The following is a 21555-nucleotide window of genomic DNA, read 5'->3' as shown; positions in this document are numbered from 1 at the left end:
GGGCACTGTGGGTTTGCGGGGTGTGAGCCGCATGGATGCGGCGACCAAGGCTACAGGGACGTATTTACGCCGTCCCCGCAAACCCACAGTGCCCCGGCATCCCGCGGAACGCAGGCTTTTGACGTTGACGTTGACGTTAAGCAGGTGCAGGGCTGCAAGCCCTGCCGACCCGCCCCTCAGTGCAGGAGCGCTGCCACCGCTGCCCGGAACCCGGCCTGCGCCGGCACCGATTCCGGCGCGTGATGCAGCTGCCGCACCGCACGTGCCAAACGCGCTGCACCCACAAAACCGCAACTGGCCTGCAGCCGGTGCAGCTGGTTGCGCAGGCTTGAGGCGTCGTGCTGGACCACCGCCTGTTCCACCGCATCGCGCACGCCCGGCAGTTCGGCCAGGAACAGCTCGCGCAGGGCGATCAGGTGGGCGCGCTGGCCATTGAGGGCCGCCAGTGCCGCCGTCTCGTCCCAGTCTTCCACCGCCAGCTCGATCGCGGTAGGCGGTGGGCTCGCCCCCGCCGGGGTGTTGACCAGTGCACGGCGCACCGCCTTCAACAGCTGGTCGCGGCCCAGCGGCTTCACCAGGGTGTCGCTGAAGCCAGCCTCGCGCAGCCGCGCGTGGATGCTCACATCGCCATCGGCGGTGTGTGCCAGGGCGGGGGTGTCCGGATGCGAGCGGCGCAGTTCGTGCAGCAGCTGTGCGCCGTTGCCATCGGGCAGGTTGACATCGATCAGCCACAGGTCATGGGCGCCGGGTTCGGCGCGGGCCAATGCACTTGCAAGTGAGTCAGCGGTGTCCACATCCGCCGGCAATGTTTCCAACGCCGCCTTGAAAAAACCGCGGCTGATGATGTCATCCTCGACAAGCAGGAAGCGTGGCCGGCTGGCCCGCGGGGTCATCTGCATCAGGGCTGCCTCCATGTCAGCTGCGTCCATCATCAAGCACGCGGGCGGCGGGCGCAAGCGGCCATGGGGCCCCCATGGTCCGGATCTGCGACAATACGCACCCATTTTTGCCCGCAGCCTGTTGCCACGTGGCCCGATCCCGCTCCCGCATCGACCGTACTCCGTTCCAGACCGAGATCCTCGACCTCAGCCATGATGGTCGTGGCGTCGCCCGCCGTGAAGGCGAGGGTGGCAAGGTCACCTTCGTCAGTGGCGCCCTGCCGGGCGAGGTGGTGATGGCCGAACAGACCGCCCGCAGCCGCCATTTCGATGAGGCGCGCACCGTTGAGGTGCTGCAGCCCTCGCCACAGCGGGTGACGCCCAAGTGCCCGCATTTCGGCACCTGTGCCGGCTGCGTGCTGCAGCATCTGGACGAAGACCAGCAGATTGTCGCCAAGCAGCGTGTGCTGATGGACAACCTGGAGCGCATCGGCCACGTGAAGCCGGGCACCGTGCTGCCGCCGCTGGTCGGCGACAGCTGGGGCTACCGCCGCAAGGGCCGCTTCTCGGTGCGCCGCGTCGAGAAGAAGGACAGGACCCTGGTCGGCTTCCGCGAACAGGATCCGCGCTTCGTGGCCGATCTCAGCCAGTGCCTGACCGTGATCCCGGAAATCGGCACCAAGGTCGAAGCGCTGTCGACCTTCATCGAGTCGCTGGATGGCAAACGCGACATCCCGCAGATCGAATTCATCGGTGGCGATGACGCCATCGCCCTGACCGTGCGTCACCTGCAGCCGCTCACTGATGCCGATCGCGACGCATGGGCTGCCTTCGGCCAACAGCACGGGTTTGCCATTTATCTGCAGCCGGGCGGCGTGGACACGGTGCACCCGCTGGACGGGCAGGGCGTGCCGCTGTCGTTCCGGCTGGCACCGTGGGACGTGGAGCTGGCGTTCCGTCCGTTGGACTTCATCCAGGTCAACGCCAAGCTGAACGAGAAGATGATCGCCCACGCTCTGGACCTGCTGGCGCCGGGCGAGGATGAGCGCGTCCTCGACCTGTTCTGCGGCCTGGGCAACTTCACCCTGCCGCTGGCCCGCCGCGTACGCGAAGTGGTCGGCGTGGAAGGCGATGCCGGCCTGGTGGCGCGTGCGCGTGAGAACGCCGAGCGCAACGGGTTGGCCAACGCGCAGTTCTTCAGTGCCGACCTGACCCAGGACCAGCGCAGCACCCCGTGGATGCGCCAGGGCTTCGACAAGCTGCTGCTGGACCCGCCGCGTTCGGGCGCGATCGAAGTGCTGCAGCAGCTTCCGCTGAAGCAGTTCAAGCGCATCGTCTATGTCAGCTGCCATCCGGGCTCGCTGGCACGCGATGCCGGCTATCTGGTCAATGAGCAGGGCTTCACCCTGGTCAGCGCCGGTGCGATGGACATGTTCCCGCACACCGCGCACGTGGAAAGCATCGCCGTGTTCGAGAAGCGCTGACCGGCTGCCGTGCCCATCGCGCCTAATGGTGCGATGGGCATCGAAATCGAACGCAAATTCCTTGTCACCCACGATGGCTGGCGTGCCGCCGCGCACACGGTGATCCCGATGGCGCAGGGCTACATCAACGACATGGGCTCGCTTGATCGCGGCAGCCAGAACGCCTCGGTGCGCGTGCGCATCGAAGGCGACCACGCCGCGCTCAACCTGAAATCGCGCACCATCGGCCACACCCGCCAGGAGTTTGATTACCCGATCCCGGTGCAGGACGCGCGTGAGCTGCTCGCCCTGTGCGTAGGCGGGTTGATCGACAAACGCCGGCACCTGGTCGAGCACGCCGGCCTGACCTGGGAAGTGGACGAGTTCCTCGGCGACAACGCTGGCCTGGTGGTGGCCGAAGTCGAACTGGACAGTGCCGACCAGGTGATCGACCTGCCGGACTGGGCCGGTGCCGAAGTCACCGACGACACCCGCTACTACAACGTCGCCCTGGCCAGCCACCCCTATTCACAGTGGTGAACCAGAAAGGGGACGGAGGGGATTAATTCTACTTAATCCCCTCCGTCCCCTTTTTTCGAGGGCAGCGGTCCCCATGTCGCGTGAATGAAGATCGATATCTACTCCGACGTGGTCTGTCCCTGGTGCTGGATCGGCAAGCATCGCTTCGAGCAGGGGGTGCAGTTGCTGGGCGCCGATGCGCCAGAACTGGACATCCAGTGGCAGCCGTTCCAGCTGGATCCCGACGCTGGCGATACGCCGGTGCCGTTGCGCCAAGCCTATGCCGCCAAGTTCGGCGGTGCCGAGCGCACCGAGCAGATTCTCGGCCAGACCCAGACCACCGCGCGCGCCGAAGGCCTGCCGATGGACTTCAGCCAGGGCCAGGTGCGGGTGACCACGCTGCCGGCGCACCGCGTGCTGTGGCTGGCAGGCGTACACGGGGTGCAGGACGCGGTGGGCGAGGCACTGTTCCGTGCCCACTTCGAGCATGGCCAGAACCTGGCCGACACCGCCGTGCTGGTGAAGGCCGGCGTGGCCGGCGGCCTGGATGGTGCAGAGATTGAACAAATGCTGGCTTCCGACCGCGGCCTGGCCGAAGTGGATGGCAAGCTGGCCCAGGCCCACGCACTGGGCATTTCCTCGGTGCCAACCTTTGTCATCGATGGCCGCTGGGCCATCTCCGGCGCGCAGCCGCCGGAAGCCTTCGCCAATGCGCTGCGCCAGATCGCCGCCGAGCAGAGGGCGCCCGCCGCTGCTGCCGGTGACGAAGCCTGCGGCCCGGACGGCTGCAAGGTCTGAGCCTCCCCTTTTCGTCAACACTGCGCCCACCGGCCTGTTCTGCGACAATGCGGCACTGCGCCATGCGGGCGCCCGTAGTGGAGATCGACCATGCTGCTGATCGGCGTTGCCGGCACTGAACTGACCGCCCAGGAACGCGACTGGCTGCAGCACGATGCCGTGGCCGGGGTGGTGCTGTTCAAGCGCAACTTCGCCTCGCGCCAGCAGGTCACCGATCTGAGCGCGGCCATCCGCGCCGCCGCGCCGCGCCCGCAGTTGATCTGCGTGGACCAGGAAGGCGGCCGTGTGCAGCGCTTCCGTGACGGCTACAGCGATCTGCCGCCGCTGCAGGATATCGGTGCGCAGTACGCCCGCGACCCGCAGCAGGCCCTGGCCCTGGCCGAACAGCACGCCTGGCTGATGGCCAGCGAAGTGCGCGCCAGTGGCCTGGACCTCAGCTTCGCCCCGGTGGTCGACCTGGGCCGCGGCAACCGCGCCATCGGCAACCGTGCCTTCAGCGAAGACCCGCAGGTCGTGGCAGCGTTCACCGCCGCCTATGTGCGTGGCATGCACGCCACCGGCATGGCCGCCACCCTCAAGCATTTCCCCGGCCACGGCACCGTGCTGGAAGACACCCACGTCGATACCGCCATCGACCCGCGCGGGCTGGATGAGCTGCGCGCGCAGGATCTGGTCCCGTTCAGTGCCGGCATCGCCGCCGGTGCCGATGCGGTGATGATGGCGCACGTGATCTACCCGCAGGTGGCGGCCGAACCAGCCGGCTATTCGCCACGCTGGATCCAGGACATCCTGCGCGGTGAGCTCGGCTTCCGTGGCGTGGTGTTCTCCGACGACATCGGCATGGCCGCCTCGCACAGCGCCGGCGGCGTGCCGGCACGCGTGCACGCGCACCTGGATGCCGGCTGCGACGTGGTGCTGGTCTGCCACCCCGAACTGGTCGATGACGCCCTGCACGCCGTGCAGGGTCGTTCCCTCAATACTGCTGTGCTGCTCGGCCTGCTGGGCCGCGGCGCGCTTGGCTGGGATGGCCTGCTGGCCGATGCCCGCCATGGCGACACCCAATCCCGTTTGCTCCACACCCTTGGAAGAACCGTCTGATGCCGAACCTCACCATTTCCCAGGCCCTGGCCCAGGCCGACCTGCTGGTCGACCGTCCCACCATCGACAAGGCCATCGCCAGCATCGCCGACGCGATCGCACGCGACTACGAGGGCGAGGTCCCGCTGTTCCTGTCCATCATGCACGGCGCGCTGCCGTTCGCCGGCCAGCTGGCACTGGAACTGGGCGCGCGCGGCCAGGACGTGCAGTTCGATTACCTGCACGCCACCCGCTACCGCGGTGAAACCACCGGCGGCGACCTGGTGTGGAAGCACAAGCCGGCCACTGCGCTGTTCGGCCGCCGCGTGCTGCTGGTCGATGACATCCTCGACGAGGGCTACACCCTGCAGGGCGTGCGCACCTGGTGCCTGGAACAGGGCGCCACGGATGTACGCATCGCCGCGATGACCGTGAAGAAGCACGACCGTGGCCTGCCGGACGTCACCGCTGACTACGCTGGCATCGAACTGCCTGACCGTTATGTCTTCGGCTTTGGCATGGATGTCAACGAAACCCTGCGCTGCGTGCCGGCCATCTACGCAATGAAGGAATAAGCACGGGCCGTTCGCGGCCTGTCCTTGTCCTGTCCTGTCCCGCGCCGGCATCTTCGGGTGCCGGCGTTTGTCTTTTCCTGGAGTGCATTGCATGCAACAGATCGCCCTGGCCGTGATTGGCGGCACCGGTGTGTACAACCTGGCCAAGCTCGATGACGTGCAGACGCACGAGGTCGAGACCCGTTTCGGCCACCCGTCCGGTCCGGTGCGGGTGGGCACGCTGCTTGGCCACCGCGTGGCGTTCCTGGCGCGCCATGGCGAGGGCCACTCGCTGCCGCCGCACAAGATCAACTATCGCGCCAATCTGGCCGCGCTGCAGCAGATCGGTGCGCAGCGGGTGCTGGCGCTGAACACGGTGGGCGGCATCGGTGATGATTTCGGTCCGCGCGTGCTGGCCTGCCCGGACCAGATCATCGACTACACCTGGGGCCGCATCAGCACCATCTGTGAAGAAGAGGGTGCCGACGTGGTCCATGTGGACTTCGGCCATCCCTACACGCCGATGCTGCGCAGCAAAATCCTGGCCGCGGCGAAGGTGACCGGTGTGAAGGTGCACGACGGCGGCTGCTATGGCGCCACCCAGGGCCCGCGCCTGGAAACCATCGCCGAAATCGCCCGCATGCGCCGTGACGGCTGCGATCTGGTGGGTATGACCGGCATGCCGGAAGCCGCGCTGGCGCGGGAGCTGGGGCTGGATTACGCCTGCCTGGCAATCGTGGCGAACTGGGCCGCAGGCTGCGGTGACGGCGAGGAGATCACCATGGCCGAAGTGCTGGCCAATGTGCAGGCCGCCAGCAACGGACTTCCGGAACTGGTCGGCGAATTGGCGCGGGGGTGATTGTCATCCTCGGGCAAGCTTTGCATACTCAGCCGGTACGCGGGTTCAGCGTACACCACCCATTCATTGCAAAGGTCTCGCATTTCATGCCGAACGGTACCGTCAAGTGGTTCAACGACGCCAAGGGATTTGGCTTCATCTCGCCGGAGGATGGCAGCGCCGACGTGTTCGCGCACTTCTCCGCCATCAACTCCAAGGGCTTCCGCAGCCTGCAGGAAGGCCAGCGTGTCACCTATGACGTGACCCAGGGCCCGAAGGGTGCCCAGGCTTCGAACATCACGCCGGCCGAGTGATCCACTCGACAGTGCGTTGAAAACCCCGCTCCGGCGGGGTTTTTTTTGCGCCGGGCATCGGTGCGCGGGCACCCCGGCGGCGGGTAGATCCACGCCATGGGTGGATGCCAGGTACGAGCGTGGTCTCCATCGGCAATCCGCCTCGGGCACAATGCAGGCATGAAGGAACGACTGCGCATCGCCGTGATCGGCTACGGCACCGCTGGCCAGGCATTGGCCATCCTGCTCACCCGCGATGGCCACGAGGTGGAGATCTTCGAACGGGTGCCCACGCCCGGGCCGGTCGGCGCCGGTTTCCTGCTGCAGCCCAGCGGCCTGCAGGTGCTGTGGCAGATGGGCCTGCTGGATGCCGTGCGCGCGCATGCGGCACCGGTGCATCGGCTGTACGGCGATACCCCCTGCGAGCGCGCGGTGATGGACATGGGCTATGCCGGGCTGGATGCGCGCCTGCATGGGCTGGGCATGCAGCGCGGGGCGCTGTTCTCGCTGCTGGACCACGCCCGCGAAGGCGCCGGCCAGCTGCATGTCGGCACTCCCATCGTTTCGGTGGATGCCGCGCAGGGCCGCCTGCGCGACAGCGAAGGGCGCCAGCATGGTCCGTTCGACCTTGTGGTGGCCGCCGATGGCGCGGCTTCCACGCTGCGCGGTGGCGTTGCCGATGGCATCGCGCTGGACCGCGTCTACCCATGGGGTGCGCTGTGGTGCCTGCTGCCGGCGGAGGACTGGCCGCACGCGGATGAACTGCGCCAGCGCTATGTCGCCGCGCGCAGGATGATCGGCCTGCTGCCGGTTGGCACCTGTCCGGGCGACGCCACGCCGCGCCTGAGTTTCTTCTGGAGCCTGCCGCGCGATGATTTCGAACGCTGGCAGGCCGATGGCATGGCACCGTGGCTGGAAGAACTGCATGCACTGTGGCCACAGGCCAGTGCACGCTTCGCCCATCTGCAGGACGCCGGCCAGCTGGCCCGCGCGGTCTATCGCGATGCGGTGATGAAGCGCTGGCATCAGGACCGCCTGGTGCTGGCCGGCGATGCCGCGCATGCCATGAGCCCGCAGCTGGGGCAGGGCGTCAACATGGCCCTGCTGGATGCGCTGGCCCTGCGCGATGCGCTGCGCACGCACGGAGGCGGTGAGGTCGCGTTGCAGGCCTACCAGGCACAGCGGCGGGCACATGTGGCGGTCTACCAGCGCTGGAGCCGCTGGCTGACGCCCTTGTTCCAGTCCGACCGCGATGTCTGGGCCAGGGCGCGCGATGTGCTGCTCGGGCCGATGGGGCGCATGCCGGGTGGGCGTGGCCACATGCTGCGCGTACTCAGTGGCACCCAGCACGGTTGGTTCGGTGCGATGGCACTGGATCCAGCCTTCATCGCAGCACTTGCCGACGTACCGGAAACCGCCGCAATGGCGGAGATTCAGCTGCGCGTATGAACCGCGCCGTCACGGCAATTAACAAACACCTCACCCCGGATATGCGAGAAGAAGGGAGCACGCCATCGGCGCGTCGCCCGTTTTCCTTTCCGTGATCGACTATCGCGCGTGGCCGGGCGGCAGCGCCGTCGCGGCCTGTTGCGGCCCGGATGCGCCGCCGTATTCGAGGAGGATGCCATGTTGTTCGCGGTCGATGAGCTGGAATCGGAAATCTGCAAGCTGAGGGGCCTGCTGCAGATGCTGCACGAGGACCAGCCCGACGTCCTGGAAGATGTGTTCGAATTTCACGTGGGCAGCCTGATCAGCCATTCGGCGCCTGCGCACCATGCCCGCATCCGCACCTGCGCGCGGGAAATGCTGGTGGTCATCCAGGCCCTGCCGCGCCACAGCAATGAACGCAGCGCGGATTTCCGGGTGATGCCGGAACTGCTCGCGCGCCCGGCCTGAGCCTGGCGCAGGCCTGGGTGCCCGCGGTCAACGCGCGGGCAGCGGAACCAGTTGGTTTTCCACGCAGGCGATCCATTGTTCGCCGCGCTGCCGCGGTGGCACGACGCCGGCGGTGAATGCCGAGAACGCGGGCAGCACGGTCTGTGCCTGGCGCAGCCAGAAGGCGGGAAAGCGCCGCCGCAGCGCAGGCAGGGCCACCTGGGGATGGATGTGGCCGGCGATCACGTGTGCATCGGCCTGCTGCCGCGGCTCGTGGCACAGCAGGAAAGGCCCCAGCTGCAGGTCATCGTGAATCTGCACCTGCAGTGCTGCGTGTGGCAGGTGGCGGTCATGGTTGCCGCGCACCACGTGCACCTCCAGCGCGGCGTGCTGCTCGCGCCAGCCCAGCCATTGCCGGTGCCAGGCGGCGCGATGGGCCGGCCCGTGCAGGATGTCGCCCAGAATCCATACCTCGCGGCATGCACGCCGCTGCACCAGCGACTGCAGGCGTTGCAGATCGTCCCCGGTACCGCCGCTGGGCAGCGCGATGCCGGCGCGGCGGAAGACGTCGGCCTTGCCCAGGTGCAGGTCGGCGATCAGCAGTGCCTGCCGTGCCGGCCACCACAGTGCACGTGCGCCGAGCAGGCACATCGGTTCGTCCGCCAGCTGCAGCGGCAGTTCAGTGGCCATGGCGCCGCTCCAGCTGCTGTGCGGCGCGCTGCACGCGGGTGCGCCAGTCCTCGTTGCTGAACTGCCCGCGCAGGCGTTCGGCCCACAGCGGAAAGCCCAACGGCGTCAGCGTGGCTGGCCGCTGCAGCGACACCGTCTGCGAGGCGATGCGCTGCAGTGCCTGCTGCAGTCCGGGCAGGTCCAGCGCGTCGGTGAGCACCTCGTGTTCGGCCTGGGCCAGCAGCAGATGGTCAGGGTCGTGTTCGCGCAGCACGTCGTACAGCAGCCCCGCCGAAGCCTGCAACTGGCGCAGCGAGCGCGGCATGCCGCCGGGCAGGCTCGGCACCAGCAGGCCGGCCACGCGGGCGATGCCGCGGAACTGCCTGCGCGCCAGCTCGCCCAGGTTCACCGCCGCACGCAGATCATCGAGCAGGTCAGCGGGATCGAACAGGGCGCGCCACGCGGCAGCGTCAAGCTCGATCGCGTCTGCCGGGGCCAGCACCAGGCCGTGGTCATTGACCGCATAGCCGATGCTGTTGCGTTGCAGGCGCGTGCAGCGCAGCGACAACAGCGCCGCCAGCGCCTCGTGCACATGCCGTCCCGCGAAGGGATAGACGAACACGAATTGGCCTTCGCGACGGCGCACATCCTCCAGCAGCAGCCGCGAGGGCGCAGGCCTTTCCGAAAGCGTGTCCTGCAGGCCAAGCAACGGTGTCAGCCAGCGCGCCTCGGGGCTCTTGTCCGCACCTGACAGGACGGTCTCCAGTTCGCGGCCCAAGGCCATCGACAAGGGCAGCTGGCCGCCCTGCCAGCGCGGCACCACGCCGTTGCCACTGCCGCGCGCCAAGCGCACGTAGGCGGTCATGTCGCGCAGCTGCACCAGTTCCAGCAGGCGGCCGGCGAACTGGAAGCGATCACCACGGCGCAGGCGGCTGGCGAACTGTTCCTCCACCGCGCCCAGCCCACCGCCGCGCAGGAACTGCACACGCACGCTGCCATCGCTGCTGATGGTGCCGATCGACAGCCGGTGGCGCAGCGCCTGGCGGCGATCATGCATGCGGTACCGACCATCCTCGTCCAGCACCACCTTGTGGTACTCGGGGTACTGCGCCAGCGCGCGGCCACCCTGCACGATGAACTCAAGCACGTTCTGCCACTGCGCATCCTGCAGTGTGGCGAAGGCATGCGTACGGCGCACCTGCGCCAGCAGTGCATCGGCCTGGAAGCCACCGGCCAGTGCGCGGCTGACCGCATGCTGGGCCAGCACATCCAGTGACAGCGTGGGGGGCGTGCGCGGTTCGGTGATGCCCTCGCGCAGTGCCCGGCGCACGGCCGCGTACTCGGCCAGTTCCAGTGCGTGTGTCGGCACGCACAGCACACTGCCACTGGCACCGGGTCGATGCCGCGCGCGCCCTGCACGCTGGCGCAGGCGTGCCACGCCCTTGGGACTGCCCAGCTGCAGCACCTGGTCCACTTCGGGGAAATCCACGCCCAGATCCAGGCTGGACGTGGCCACCACGCAGCGCAGCGTTCCCGCGCGCAGGCCGTCTTCCACCTGCTGGCGCAGGGTGGGATCAAGCGAGCCATGGTGCAGGGCCAGGGTCTGTGCATCCTCGGGCCATACCGCTGCCAGCGCCTGGTGCCACAGTTCGGCCTGCGCGCGGGTGTTGGTGAACAGCAGGCTGCTGCGCGTACTCATCAGCGCATCGAGCACGCGCGCCAGCTGGCCCAGGCCAAGGTGCCCGGCCCACGGGAAGCGTTCGCCGCCGGAGGGCAGCACACTACTGATCGCTACCGGCCGTTGGCGCGCACCTTCCACCAGCAACGCGCCGGGCATGCCCGGCAGCAGCACGTCGCGCGCCTGCGGCAGATTGCCCAGCGTGGCCGACAGGCCCCACAGCTGCAGTGCCGGTACCGTATCGCGGAGCAGCGCCAGGTTCAGCTGCAGCAGCACGCCGCGCTTGTTGCCCATCAGTTCGTGCCACTCGTCCACGACCACGCAGCGCAGCTGGCGCATGCGTTCCAGCGTATCGGGATAGCTCAGCAGCAGCGCCAGCGACTCGGGCGTGGTCACCAGCACGTCGATGCGGCCTTCGCGGGCGAGGCGGCGTTCACGGTTGCTGGCATCGCCACTGCGCAGGCCGACCTTCCAGCCCAGGCCCAGGCCTTCGATGGGGGCCTGCAGGGCGCGTGCGGTGTCGCTGGCCAATGCCCGCAGCGGTGTGACCCACAACACCTGCAGCGGGCGCACCGCATTGGCCCGCAGCGGTGCGAGCGGGGGATCGATCATCGCCTGCAGCAACGGACCGCCAAACATCGCCAGGGTCTTGCCGCTGCCGGTCGGGGTGTGCAGCAGGCCCGATGCACCGGCAAGGTAGTGCCGCCACATCGCGCGCTGGAACGGCAGGGGTTTCCAACCGCGGCTGCCGAACCAGGCCTGCAGGCGTTGCAGCGCGTCGCGGCGCTTCATCGTGCCAGTGCCTGCAGGGTCGCCAACTGGTCGGCTTCGCTGGCGGGCTTGTCGTGGCGCCAGCGCAGGATGCGTGGGAAGCGCACGGCAATGCCCGACTTGTGCCGCGTGCTGCGGTTGACCGCCTCGAAGCCGAGCTCGAACACCTGCTCGCCGCGCACACTGCGCACCGGCCCGAAACGCTCGCGCGTATTGGCACGGATCCAACGGTCCAGCACCGCGATCTCTTTGTCGTCGAGGCCGGAATAGGCCTTGGCCACCGGCACAAGCGTGTCGCCATCCCAGACGCCGAACGTGTAATCGGTATACAGCGTGCTGCGGCGGCCGTGGCCGGCCTGCGCGTACAGCAGCACGGCATCGATGGTCAGCGGTTCGACCTTCCACTTCCACCAGTCGCCGCGGCGGCGGCCGGCCTGGTAGATCGAATCACGGCGCTTGAGCATCAGTCCTTCGACACCGCGTTCGCGCGAGCCTTCGCGCAGCTGTGCCGCCTGTGTCCAATCCGCGGCATGCACATCGGGCGAGAGCTGGATGCGCGCATCGCCGAGCGCGCCGACCAGTTCGGCCAGCTGTGTGCGCCGCTGCTGCAGCGGTTGTCCGCGCAGATCCTGGCCGTCGCGTTCCAGCAGATCGTAGGCCAGCACGCGCACGGGTGTGTTGCGCAGCGTCGCTGCACCGGGCTTGCGGCGCTGGATGCGTGTCTGCAGTGCGGTGAATGCACGCGGTGCATCGCCGGCTTCATCCCAGGCCAGCAGTTCGCCATCGATCACGCAGCCGTCGGGCAGCGCGGCGGCCGCCTGTTCGATCTCGGGGAAGCGCCCATCCAGCCGTTCCTCGCCGCGCGACCATAGCGCCACTTCGCCCTGGCGGCGCAGCAGCTGCAGGCGAATGCCATCCCACTTCCATTCCAGCAGCCAGTCCTCGATCGCGTCCAGGCGTTCGCCCGGTTCGCCTTCCAGCGGTGACGCCAGGAAGAACGGATAGGGCTGCTGGCGGTCCAGCGGCAGTTCCTCCGGCGACAGCAGCTGCGCCAGCAGGCCGGGCGAAGGGACCCACTCACCGAGCATGCGCTGGGCGATGCGGGCGATGTCCAGCCCCGACCATTCGGCCAGCGCCTGCTGCACCAGCCGCCGCGAAACACCCACGCGCAGCGCGCCGGTCAGCAGTTTGTTGAACACCAGGCGCTGGTCGGCCGGCAGCTGCCGCCAGCCGCTGACCACGGCAGCGCGACGCACATCCTCGGGCTGGTTGGCCACCGCCAGCAGGTGCTGCTCGATCCATTCGGCCAGCGGACGGTCGGGCGCGGGCTGCGCCGGATCATCCAGCAGCAGGGTCAGCGTTTCGGCCAGGTCGCCCACCTGCGCGTAGCTGTCTTCGACCAGCCACGCGGGCAGGCCGGATTCCTCGCTCACCCAGGCCCGCAGTTCGCCGCTGGCGGCGATCTTGCGGCGTGCACCACCGACTTTGCCGCCACTGAGCAGGTACAGGGCCCACGCTGCATCGTGCGCGCCTGCCTGGGCGAAGTAGTCAACCAGCGCCGCACGCTTGTCCAGCGTGGCGGTGCTGCGGTCCAGCCGCCGGTAAAGCGCGGCGAACGCCTTCATTCCTCGCTCCCGAAATCGGTGCGGAAAGCTTCGGCGGCCACGCCGCGTTCGCGCAGGAACGGAATCAGTGCATCGGTGTTGCCGTGGGTGGCGATCACCCGGCTGGCACCGGTCTGCTCGATGGTCTGCAGCAGGGCGGGCCAATCGGCATGGTCGGACACCACGAAGCCGCGATCGACGTTGCGACGGCGGCGGTTGCCGCGCAGCTGCATCCAGCCCGAGGCGAAGCCGAGCTGATGGCGGCCGAAGCGGCGCAGCCAGGGCGTGCCCGCCGCCGAGGGCGGGGCAATGATGAGCTTGCCCGCCGCATCCGGCTGGCGGCCCTGTTCGGCCACGGTCAGGGTTTCCAGCATCGGGATGCCCGCCTCGCGGTACACCGCCACGCCGTTGGCCACGGCACCATGCAGCCAGGCCGGCGTGTCATCCAATGGCAGCAGCTCGCCGAGCACGCGCTGCGCCTTGCCCAGCGAATAGCACAGCAGCACCGCCGCCTCACCGCGTTGCGCGCATTCCTTCCGCCACGCCACGATCTCGGCAGCCACCGCTGCGGTATCGGGCCAGCGGTAGATCGGCAGGGCGAAGGTCGCTTCGGTGATGAAGGTATCGCAGGGCACCACTTCGAATGGCGCACAGGTGGGGTCGGGCTGGCGCTTGTAGTCGCCCGACGCGACCCAGACCTGGCGGCCATCATCGATGCGGACCTGCGAAGAACCCAGCACGTGGCCGGCCGGATGCAGCGATACCTGCACCTGGCCCAGGGTGAACGGCTGGCCCTCGGCATGTACCTGCAGCGGCACCTCACCCAGCCGCCAGCGCAGGATGGGCGCGCTGCCGGGGCTGCAGTGGTATTCGCCCATGCCCGGCCGTGCGTGGTCGCCATGGCCGTGGGTGATGACCGCACGCGGCACCGGCCGCCAGGGGTCGATGTGGAAATCGCCCGCAGCGCAGTACAGCCCTTCGGGACGAAGCACCACCAGATCTTCATTGAATGCCATGCCCGCACTGTGGCGCGACGGCCGTGCAGAGGGCGAGAACCGGCCTGAACGCGGGGTTGCCGGCGCATGCTGCACAATCGGCGCGCAGCTTTCCCGCCGGCAGGATGGAACCGATGAACGGACCGAGCTTCAGCAGCAGCGCGCCCTTTGAAACCCATGTGGTGCTCAACCAGCCGCCGCCCTTTGCCGGCCGCCAGCTGTGGACCGACGACGCGGCCCTGGTGGAGGCGGTGCAGCGCGAGGGCGGTGCGGCTTTCGCGCCGCGGCTGGCGGTATACGGTGCGCTGGCCGGCAACGAGCTGTATCAGCTGGGCTTTGATGCCAACCGCGATCGGCCACGGCTGCGCACGCATGATGCACAGGGCCATCGCATCGACACAGTGGAATTCCACCCGGCCTACCACCAGCTGATGCAGACGGCCAAGCGGCACGGCGTGGCCGGGCTGTCGTGGCATGAGCCGCAGCCGGGCGCGCACGTGGCGCGGGCGGCATTGAGCTACCTGCACCACCAGGCCGAAGCCGGTACCAGCTGCCCGTTGACGATGACCCACGCCGCCGTGGCGGTGCTGCAGGCGCAGCCGCATTTGGCCGACTGGGCACGCAAGGCGGCCGCGCCGGTGTACGACGCGCGCGACGTGCCGGTGGCCGACAAGGCGGGTATCACCCTGGGCATGGGCATGACCGAAAAGCAGGGCGGTTCGGATGTGCGCGCCAACAGCACGCGTGCCGAGCCGATCGATGGCGAGCGTTACCGCCTGGTCGGGCACAAGTGGTTCTTTTCGGCACCGATGTCCGATGGTTTCCTGGTGCTGGCGCAGGCACCGGGCGGGCTGACCTGCCTGCTCATGCCACGGCGGCTGGCCGATGGTGACCGCAACGCGTTCCACCTGATGCGCCTGAAGGACAAGCTGGGCGACTGGGCCAATGCCTCCAGCGAGGTGGAATTCTGCGGCGCGCAGGCGTGGCGCGTGGGTGAGGAAGGGCGGGGCGTGGCCACCATCATCGGCATGGTGATGATGACCCGGCTTGACTGCATGCTGGGTGCGGCGGCGGAAATGCGCATGGCGCTGGCGCAGGCGCTGCACCATGCGCGGCACCGGCGCACCTTCGGCAAGCCGCTGGTGGAACACGCGCTGATGGCCAATGTACTGGCCGATCTGGCGCTGGAATCGGAGGCGGCGACGGTGCTGGCGATGCGCATCGCGCGCGCCGTCGACCGTGCCGGCAGCGACCCGGAAGAGGCTGCGCTGGCGCGGCTGGGCACCGCGCTGGGCAAGTACTGGGTGTGCAAACGCGCGGCGGCCTTCGTCAACGAGGCGCAGGAGTGCCTGGGCGGCGCCGGCTACGTGGAAGAGTCGATGCTGCCGCGGCTGTACCGGCAGGCGCCGTTGAATTCCATCTGGGAAGGCAGTGGCAACGTGCAGTGCCTGGACGTGCTGCGTGCGCTGGGGCGCGAGCCGGAGGTGCTGCTGGCGCTGCGGGCCGAGCTGGAGGCGGTGGCCGACCGTGATGCGGGGTATGCGGCGGCCCTGCAGCGCTGGGCGTCGGCACCGGCACCGGATGAGTCACAGGCGCGGTTGTTCTGCGAGCGCACGGTCCTGCTGCTGCAGGCGGCGTTGCTGCTGCGTGCGCGCAGCCCGATGGCGGAGGCGTTCGTCCGCAGCCGGTTGCAGGGCGAGCACGGGCTGGTGTTCGGGACGTTGCCGGCGGGGGTGGATGTGGGGGCGATGCTGGCGCGGGCGCTGCCGCAGTAAGCGGCCAACGGCGGAGCCCCTCGCGGTGGTCGCGCCGCGTCTGGATCGGTGGCGGGCCGCGCGGGTGGGTTGCGCAGGGGACGCCGTGAATACGTCCGTGTAGCTACATGATGATCGTCGAGATCCAGGCTCGCACGGCGGCCCACGCCGGCTCTCGATGCCTACGCTGCCAGATTTCCATCAGATAAGGCTCGGGCGCGCCATCCATGGCGCTTACGCCCCTGCGCAACCCACCCGCGCGGCCCCGGCCGGTTTCCGGGCGCGTCCACCACGGAATCAACAGAAAAAGCAGAAGCAGAAAAGCCGCGGCAATGCCGCGGCTTTTCCTGTAGCGCCGGGCGATGCCCGGCGAGCGCAGCGGCGCTTCAGTGCTTGGCTTCTTCCTTGGCCGCGTTGGCCTTGGCATCGGCGGCAACGTCGCGGGCCTTGTCGGCGACCTTCTGCGCAGCCGTCGCGGTGGCGTCGCTGGCGTGGGCGGCGGCGTCGTGGGCCGCAGCCTTGGCCTGGTCGGCGGCATTGGCAGTGGCGTCGGCGGCGTTGTCCAGCGCACGCTGGGTGTCGGCGGCGGCGTGCTCGGAGGCTTCAGCGGTCTTGTCGGCTGCTTCGCGGGTCGCGGCGGCGGCCTTGTCCACCGCTTCGCGGGCGGCGGCACCGGCGCTGTCGGCGGCCTGCGCGGCGTCCTGCTTGGCCTGTTCGGCTTCCGGGCCCTTGCAGGCGGCCAGGGCCAGCAGCAGGGAGGCGGCCAACAGGGTGGTGGTCATCGGACGGGTCTTCATGGCGGTCTCCAGCACTGCAATGGATGGGGACGCCAGCCTATTCATGCCGTCGTGAAGGCGCGGTGGTGGCAGCAAATCCTGCGGGCAAAGAAAAAGCCGCTGGCGAACCAGCGGCTTTTCCAGAACAGCCTGAAGAAAGAAGTGATTACTTCTTGGCTTCTTCAGCAGCGTCCTTGGCCTGCTCGGCGGTGCCTTCGGCAGCCTTGGCAGCGTCCTTGGCCTGCTCAGCAGCGGCGTCGGTAGCAGCAGCGCCGGTCTGGGCAGCAGCGTCGGTCGCAGCGTCGGCAGCGGTGGCGGCGGTGTCAGCGGCCTGCTGGGCAGCGTCGGCGGTCTGGGCGCCAGCAGCGGCGGCCTGGTCGGCAGCAGCCTGGGCTTCGGTGGCGGCTTCGTTGGCCGAAGCAGCGGCGTCCTGGGCAGCTTCCTGCTTCGAGCAGGCGGCCAGGGCCAGAGCCAGGGACATCGCGACCAGCAGCTTGTTGATGCTCATTGTGTGAATCCTCGTCGTTGAATTAGGCAACGCGCAACTGCGCGCCGACAACATGATGACAAGCCACGTTTGGCTGTCAAGCGGTCCCGCATTCATTTTTGCGAAATCAGCGTTAATCCCTTTCAGATCAATTCGATGGCGATGGCCGTTGCTTCGCCGCCGCCGATGCAGAGCGTGGCAATGCCGCGCTTGCCGCCGTGCGTGCGCAAGGCGTTGACCAGGGTTACCACCAGGCGCGCACCGGATGCACCGATCGGATGGCCCAGTGCGCAGGCGCCGCCATTCACGTTGATCTTCGCATGCGCAATGCCCAGTTCACGCATCGGCGCCATGGCCACCACGGCGAAGGCTTCGTTGATCTCGAACAGATCCACCTGGTCCAGGCTCCAGCCGGTCTTTTCCAGCAGGGCGTGGATTGCGCCGATCGGGGCGGTGGTGAACCATTCCGGCTCCTGCGAATGGGTGGCATGGCCGACGATGCGGGCCAGCGGCGTGATGCCGCGCGCAGCAGCGTCTTCCTCGGTCAGCAGAACCACGGCGGCGGCGCCGTCGGAAATGCTGGAGGAGCTGGCGGCAGTGACACTGCCGTCCTTCTTGAAGGCGGGGCGCAGGGTCGGGATCCTGGCGATGTCCGAACGGCCCGGCTGCTCGTCGCTGGCGAACTCGACCTCACCCTTGCGGGTGGCAACCTTCACCGCGACGATCTCGTCAGCGAAGGCGCCGCTGGCCTGCGCGGCCTGGGCGCGACGCACAGATTCGATGGCGTAGGCATCCTGTTCCTCGCGGGTGAACTGGTACTTGTCCACCGCGCATTCGGCGAATTCACCCATGGCCTTGCCGTCGTAGGCGTTGATCAGACCGTCGTGGGCCATGTGGTCCACCGCCTGGAAGTTGCCGAAGCGGTTGCCGGTGCGGGAATTGGGCAGCATGTGCGGGGCGTTGGACATCGATTCCATGCCGCCGGCCACCACCACCGTGGCCGAACCGGCCTTGATCAGGTCATGGCCGAGCATGATGGTCTTCATGCCCGAGCCGCACACCTTGTTCAAGGTGGTGGCGCCGGCCGACAGCGGGATGCCGGCGGCAATAGCGGCCTGGCGGGCCGGCGCCTGGCCGAGGTTGGCTGGCAGCACGCAGCCCATCAGGACTTCGGAGACGTCGCTGGCCGGTACCCCGGACTGCTCAAGGGCAGCGGCAATGGCGGCCGCGCCGAGGGTCGGGGTGGGCACGCCGGTGAACTGGCCGAGGAAGGAGCCGATGGCGGTGCGCTTGGCGGCAGCGATGACGATGTTGGACATGGCAATCTCGTTGATGCGTGAGCAATGTTCGGAAAGGAGACGGCGGCTGTTGGATGCAGCGCTGTTTCCCGGCAGACTGCGTGGGGGTCGGCCCAAGTATAGAGGGTCGGCGACGGCTGCCGCCGGGCAGCCCTTCATGCCTGCAGGGAAGGTGGCAGGCCAACGTTCATGGGAAGGAATCGATGGAACGCTCGACGATGGGAAGGTCGATCCTCGGATCGGCACTGGTGGTTGCACTGACGGCCTGCGGCGGTGGCGGCGGCGGCAATACGCGCGTCGACCCGCCACCGACCACGCCCCCCACGCCGCCGCCACCGACCACGCCACCGACCACGCCACCGGTGACCCCGACCCAGCCGGCCGAGCCGGCCATCAACGCGCACCTGGCCATTACCCAGGCCGATGCGGCGCGCAGCGCGGGGCTCGATGGCAGCGGCGTGCGCATCGGCATCGTTGATTCGGGCGTGCAGCGCAACCATCCCACCCTGACCGGGCGCGTGCTGGCCAACTACAGCTACGTCGATCCGCGCACCAACAACCTCAACAGCGACGACGTGGTCGGGCACGGCACGGCCGTCGCTGAACTGGCGGCGGGCAAGGCCTTCGGTTCGTGGCCGGGCGGTATCGCCCCGAACGCGCAGATCGTCTCGGCACGGATCATTTCCGACACGCGGCCGACCGATGACGGTTCGGGCAACGGTAATGAAGTCGACGGCGCCCTGGGTCTGGCCGGGATCCACCAGGACCTGATCAACCAGGGCGTGAAGATCATGAACAACTCGTGGGGCGGGCTGTACTGGACCAATCCCGCGGCCACCGCGCCCATCGCCGCCGAGTACCGGCCCTTCATCATCGGCAACAACGGTCTGGTGGTGTTCGCCACCGGCAATGAAAGCAAGACCGATCCGTCCAGCATGGCGGCACTGCCCAGCCAGGCCGGTGCGGGCGGCTCGCGCCCGGCGGCCGATCTCGAGCGCGGCTGGCTGTCGGTGACCGCGGTCGATTCGACCGACCCGGGCAAGCTGGCCAGCTATGCCAATGCCTGCGGCGTGGCCGCCAACTACTGCCTGGCTGCTCCGGGTGCCGCCATTTTCGTCAACCCGCAGTATCCGACCGGCTCCACCCTGCTGTGGAATTACGGCACCTCGTTCGCTGCGCCGCTGGTCTCCGGTGCGGCGGCGCTGGTCTGGCAGAAGTACCCGTATTTCAGCAACGATCTGGTGCGCCAGACGCTGCTCGGCACCGCCACCGATCTCGGAGCGCCTGGCGTGGACAGCACCTTCGGCTACGGCCTGTTGAACATCGCCAAGGCCATCAACGGCCCGGCGAAGTTCGACTGGGGCAACGCCACGGTCAACGTTTCACAGCTGGGCCTGGACTCGGTCTGGAGCAACGACATCAGCGGCAGCGGCGGTCTGGTCAAGCAGGGCGTTGGCTCGCTGGCGCTGTCCGGTACCAATACCTACACCGGCGATACCCGCATCGAGCAGGGCACGCTGGCGCTGCGTGATGGCGCGTCGATCACCTCCAACGTAGTGGTGCTGCCGCAGTCCAGCGGCGCTGACAGCGCCGCGCTGCAGTTCCTGACCGGCAGCAGCCGGGTCAAGGGCAATGTCGACAATGGCGCCAGCCTGATCGTGCGCAATGCCAATACCAGCGCCACCATCGAGGGCAACTACCTGCACCGCGCCGGCGCGCGGCTGACCGTCTCGCTGGGCTCCAGCCCGCTGGATGTCACCGGCACCGCCACCCTGCAGGGCGGTGATGTGCATGTGGCCAGCGTCGTCAGCGGCTACGTGGCCGCCGATGGTCGCACCCAGACCGTGCTGCATGCAGGGCAGGGGGTCACCGGCACGTTCGACGGGGTCAGCAACAGCCTGCCGCAGGGCACCCTGCTGCAGGCGTCGCTGACCTATGGCAGCAACGACGTCGTGCTGGTCACCGACCGCATCAACGTCACCCAGGCCGCCACTGCGGCACGCGCCTCGGGCGCGGCGCTGGCGTCGGCACGGCGGGTGGAATCGGCGTTCGAGTGGCTCGATGCCGGCGTGCGCGCGTCCTCCTTCGCCGACGGCGCAGCCGCGCTGCAGCGCGTGCAGGGCAACCAGGCGTTGCAGGCCAGCCTGGACAGCCTGTCCGGCAAGGCCCATGCGCTGGCAGCGGCGGCCACGTTCGACAGCATCGACCTGAGCCGACGCGCCCTGTCGGCGCGCTTCGCCCAGGTGCAGGGCGCGCCGCGGCTGGGCGCGGCCTGGCAGAACGCACTGGGCGATGCGGGCCAGGGCAGCTTCTCGGCCAGTGGCACCGACACCCGTGGCTGGATGATGGGACAGGATGTGGCAACGGCGGGCAATGGCGTGCTGGGCTTCGCCTTCGGCGAACTGCGCAGCTACAGCAACAGCAGCTGGGGCGGTGATCGCGGTCGTGACCGCCAGTCGCAGGCACAGCTGTACGTGGGCTGGAGCCGTGGCGGCGCATACGCACTGGGCCAGGTCGGCGCGGGTCAGTTCAGCCGGCAGATCGACCGCCAGTTGTTGCTGGGCGCGGAGCAGTATGGCGTCAACGCACGCTACGGCGGCCGTTTCAGCATGGCCAGCGTGGAGAGCGGCTACCGCTTCGGTACGGCCACGGCCGCGCTGACCCCCTACGTCGGGGTCGACCATGCACGCGTGGACCGTGATCGCTTCAGCGAGCAGGGGGGGCTGGGCTTCGGCCTGCGCACGCAGGGCGGGATCAGCAGCCGAAGCCAGGCGCTGGCCGGTGTGCGCGCCGAGCGCCAGTGGCGCGGGTGGTCGCTGCGAGGCTATGCCGAGTGGCAGCAACTGCTGTCCAGCCAGGGCATGGAGGCCGACGCCAGCTTCGTCGGCGTTGACGCGTGGGCACCGATGGCCGGTCTGCAGCCGGCACGTTCCGGTGGCCTGTTCGGCGTGTCGGTGGAATCGTGGTTGAGCCGCAACACGCGGCTTGCGTTCGGCTACGACCAGCGCTTCGGCCCACGCGGCGACCTGCGCCAAGTGGCGCTGCGCTACAGCACGGCCTTCTGATCGGTAGTGCCGGCCGCTGGCCGGCAGAGAAGTGGTAGTGCCGGCCGCTGGCCGGCAGAGAGGATCCATGAGGTTTGTCGAGGAGGGGGGGGGATGTGAATAGGAAAACTCAACATAAAAGCAGTCAAGCAACTTAATTGGGTTTGTGGTGTTTGGTTTTATT

The 21555-nt window shown here is 68.5% G+C and carries 19 protein-coding genes; 11 read left to right on the top strand and 8 right to left on the bottom strand.

From position 1 onward, the window contains the following. Positions 1 to 176 precede the first annotated feature (176 nt). On the bottom strand, positions 177 to 899 hold the full coding sequence (locus tag ACQKDV_RS10755; protein ID WP_427783738.1) for a response regulator: 723 nt from the start codon (positions 897 to 899) through the stop codon (positions 177 to 179). 128 nt (positions 900 to 1027) lie between these two features. Here ACQKDV_RS10755 and rlmD point away from each other — a divergent pair, with 128 nt between their 5' ends. The 9 genes from rlmD (at position 1028) to ACQKDV_RS10710 (ending at position 8316) form a co-directional block, all read left to right on the top strand. Then, a complete protein-coding gene (gene rlmD / locus ACQKDV_RS10750; RefSeq protein WP_427783736.1) occupies positions 1028 to 2362 on the top strand; it encodes a 23S rRNA (uracil(1939)-C(5))-methyltransferase RlmD in 1335 nt (444 codons plus the stop codon). A gap of 33 nt (positions 2363 to 2395) precedes the next feature. After that, complete coding sequence (locus tag ACQKDV_RS10745) at positions 2396 to 2881, top strand: CYTH domain-containing protein (protein ID WP_427783737.1); 486 nt, start codon at positions 2396 to 2398, stop codon at positions 2879 to 2881. 84 nt (positions 2882 to 2965) lie between these two features. Further along, a complete protein-coding gene (locus ACQKDV_RS10740; RefSeq protein WP_427783735.1) occupies positions 2966 to 3658 on the top strand; it encodes a DsbA family oxidoreductase in 693 nt (230 codons plus the stop codon). 90 nt (positions 3659 to 3748) lie between these two features. Continuing rightward, the gene (gene nagZ, locus ACQKDV_RS10735) at positions 3749 to 4756 is read left to right on the top strand and encodes a beta-N-acetylhexosaminidase (RefSeq protein ID WP_427783734.1); all 1008 of its coding nucleotides are present in this window, start codon (positions 3749 to 3751) and stop codon (positions 4754 to 4756) included. Then, the gene (locus ACQKDV_RS10730; protein ID WP_079222740.1) at positions 4756 to 5310 is read left to right on the top strand and encodes a hypoxanthine-guanine phosphoribosyltransferase; all 555 of its coding nucleotides are present in this window, start codon (positions 4756 to 4758) and stop codon (positions 5308 to 5310) included. The genes nagZ and ACQKDV_RS10730 overlap by 1 nt, the downstream gene beginning before the upstream one ends. Before the next feature lie 91 nt (positions 5311 to 5401). Further along, positions 5402 to 6148: an S-methyl-5'-thioinosine phosphorylase gene (locus ACQKDV_RS10725; protein WP_427783733.1), complete on the top strand. Its 747-nt coding sequence runs from the start codon at positions 5402 to 5404 to the stop codon at positions 6146 to 6148. Between the two features lie 86 nt (positions 6149 to 6234). Beyond that, positions 6235 to 6441 (top strand): cold-shock protein, encoded by a 207-nt coding sequence (locus ACQKDV_RS10720; RefSeq protein ID WP_005410590.1) that lies wholly within the window; start codon positions 6235 to 6237, stop codon positions 6439 to 6441. Positions 6442 to 6600: 159 nt separating this feature from the next. Then, on the top strand, positions 6601 to 7869 hold the full coding sequence (locus tag ACQKDV_RS10715; RefSeq protein ID WP_427783732.1) for an FAD-dependent oxidoreductase: 1269 nt from the start codon (positions 6601 to 6603) through the stop codon (positions 7867 to 7869). Between the two features lie 177 nt (positions 7870 to 8046). Then, entirely contained in the window at positions 8047 to 8316 is a 270-nt protein-coding gene (locus tag ACQKDV_RS10710; protein WP_427783731.1) for a hypothetical protein, read from the top strand. Between the two features lie 27 nt (positions 8317 to 8343). Here the strand turns inward: ACQKDV_RS10710 and pdeM are convergent, their stop codons facing one another. Genes pdeM through ACQKDV_RS10690 form a run of 4 tightly spaced genes read right to left on the bottom strand, consistent with a single transcriptional unit; the run spans position 8344 to position 14033 of the window. Next, complete coding sequence (pdeM, locus tag ACQKDV_RS10705) at positions 8344 to 8985, bottom strand: ligase-associated DNA damage response endonuclease PdeM (RefSeq protein ID WP_427783730.1); 642 nt, start codon at positions 8983 to 8985, stop codon at positions 8344 to 8346. Further along, positions 8975 to 11434, bottom strand: a complete 2460-nt coding sequence (locus ACQKDV_RS10700) for a ligase-associated DNA damage response DEXH box helicase (protein WP_427783729.1) — start codon at positions 11432 to 11434, stop codon at positions 8975 to 8977. The genes pdeM and ACQKDV_RS10700 overlap by 11 nt, the downstream gene beginning before the upstream one ends. Further along, positions 11431 to 13038 carry an ATP-dependent DNA ligase gene (locus ACQKDV_RS10695; protein ID WP_427783728.1) on the bottom strand — a complete coding sequence of 536 codons (1608 nt, stop codon included), beginning with the start codon at positions 13036 to 13038 and terminating at the stop codon, positions 11431 to 11433. Before ACQKDV_RS10695 ends, ACQKDV_RS10700 begins: the two co-directional genes overlap by 4 nt. Next, positions 13035 to 14033, bottom strand: coding sequence for a ligase-associated DNA damage response exonuclease (locus ACQKDV_RS10690; protein ID WP_427783727.1), 999 nt, complete (start codon positions 14031 to 14033; stop codon positions 13035 to 13037). The genes ACQKDV_RS10695 and ACQKDV_RS10690 overlap by 4 nt, the downstream gene beginning before the upstream one ends. 113 nt (positions 14034 to 14146) lie before the next feature. Here ACQKDV_RS10690 and ACQKDV_RS10685 point away from each other — a divergent pair, with 113 nt between their 5' ends. Next, positions 14147 to 15787, top strand: coding sequence for an acyl-CoA dehydrogenase family protein (locus ACQKDV_RS10685; RefSeq protein ID WP_427783726.1), 1641 nt, complete (start codon positions 14147 to 14149; stop codon positions 15785 to 15787). A gap of 365 nt (positions 15788 to 16152) precedes the next feature. Here ACQKDV_RS10685 and ACQKDV_RS10680 read toward each other — a convergent pair whose 3' ends face one another. The 3 genes from ACQKDV_RS10680 to ACQKDV_RS10670 all read right to left on the bottom strand — a co-directional run bounded on the left by ACQKDV_RS10680 (position 16153) and on the right by ACQKDV_RS10670 (position 18348). Next, positions 16153 to 16563 (bottom strand): hypothetical protein, encoded by a 411-nt coding sequence (locus ACQKDV_RS10680; protein ID WP_427783725.1) that lies wholly within the window; start codon positions 16561 to 16563, stop codon positions 16153 to 16155. Between the two features lie 145 nt (positions 16564 to 16708). Then, a complete protein-coding gene (locus ACQKDV_RS10675) occupies positions 16709 to 17050 on the bottom strand; it encodes a hypothetical protein (protein ID WP_108769575.1) in 342 nt (113 codons plus the stop codon). Between the two features lie 122 nt (positions 17051 to 17172). After that, complete coding sequence (locus ACQKDV_RS10670; protein ID WP_427783724.1) at positions 17173 to 18348, bottom strand: thiolase family protein; 1176 nt, start codon at positions 18346 to 18348, stop codon at positions 17173 to 17175. 182 nt (positions 18349 to 18530) lie between these two features. Between ACQKDV_RS10670 and ACQKDV_RS10665 the strand changes: the two genes are divergently transcribed. Next, entirely contained in the window at positions 18531 to 21392 is a 2862-nt protein-coding gene (locus tag ACQKDV_RS10665; protein WP_427783723.1) for a S8 family serine peptidase, read from the top strand. Positions 21393 to 21555 lie beyond the last annotated feature (163 nt).

The organism is Stenotrophomonas sp. NPDC077659 (assembly GCF_050268705.1).
In the GTDB taxonomy this organism is placed as follows: Bacteria; Pseudomonadota; Gammaproteobacteria; order Xanthomonadales; family Xanthomonadaceae; genus Stenotrophomonas.
This window is presented reverse-complemented; position numbering and strand designations above follow the sequence as displayed.

Coding starts and splice junctions, on each gene's coding strand:
- nagZ (WP_427783734.1), top strand. CDS start 3,749: ATGCTGCTGATCGGCGTTGCCGGCACTGAACTGACCGCCCAGGAACGC.
- ACQKDV_RS10675 (WP_108769575.1), bottom strand. CDS start 17,050: ATGAGCATCAACAAGCTGCTGGTCGCGATGTCCCTGGCTCTGGCCCTG.
- ACQKDV_RS10700 (WP_427783729.1), bottom strand. CDS start 11,434: ATGAAGCGCCGCGACGCGCTGCAACGCCTGCAGGCCTGGTTCGGCAGC.
- ACQKDV_RS10710 (WP_427783731.1), top strand. CDS start 8,047: ATGTTGTTCGCGGTCGATGAGCTGGAATCGGAAATCTGCAAGCTGAGG.
- ACQKDV_RS10680 (WP_427783725.1), bottom strand. CDS start 16,563: ATGAAGACCCGTCCGATGACCACCACCCTGTTGGCCGCCTCCCTGCTG.
- ACQKDV_RS10695 (WP_427783728.1), bottom strand. CDS start 13,038: ATGAAGGCGTTCGCCGCGCTTTACCGGCGGCTGGACCGCAGCACCGCC.
- ACQKDV_RS10720 (WP_005410590.1), top strand. CDS start 6,235: ATGCCGAACGGTACCGTCAAGTGGTTCAACGACGCCAAGGGATTTGGC.
- ACQKDV_RS10745 (WP_427783737.1), top strand. CDS start 2,396: ATGGGCATCGAAATCGAACGCAAATTCCTTGTCACCCACGATGGCTGG.
- pdeM (WP_427783730.1), bottom strand. CDS start 8,985: ATGGCCACTGAACTGCCGCTGCAGCTGGCGGACGAACCGATGTGCCTG.
- ACQKDV_RS10665 (WP_427783723.1), top strand. CDS start 18,531: ATGGAACGCTCGACGATGGGAAGGTCGATCCTCGGATCGGCACTGGTG.
- ACQKDV_RS10730 (WP_079222740.1), top strand. CDS start 4,756: ATGCCGAACCTCACCATTTCCCAGGCCCTGGCCCAGGCCGACCTGCTG.
- ACQKDV_RS10740 (WP_427783735.1), top strand. CDS start 2,966: ATGAAGATCGATATCTACTCCGACGTGGTCTGTCCCTGGTGCTGGATC.
- ACQKDV_RS10690 (WP_427783727.1), bottom strand. CDS start 14,033: ATGGCATTCAATGAAGATCTGGTGGTGCTTCGTCCCGAAGGGCTGTAC.
- ACQKDV_RS10715 (WP_427783732.1), top strand. CDS start 6,601: ATGAAGGAACGACTGCGCATCGCCGTGATCGGCTACGGCACCGCTGGC.
- ACQKDV_RS10725 (WP_427783733.1), top strand. CDS start 5,402: ATGCAACAGATCGCCCTGGCCGTGATTGGCGGCACCGGTGTGTACAAC.
- ACQKDV_RS10685 (WP_427783726.1), top strand. CDS start 14,147: ATGAACGGACCGAGCTTCAGCAGCAGCGCGCCCTTTGAAACCCATGTG.
- ACQKDV_RS10670 (WP_427783724.1), bottom strand. CDS start 18,348: ATGTCCAACATCGTCATCGCTGCCGCCAAGCGCACCGCCATCGGCTCC.
- ACQKDV_RS10755 (WP_427783738.1), bottom strand. CDS start 899: ATGCAGATGACCCCGCGGGCCAGCCGGCCACGCTTCCTGCTTGTCGAG.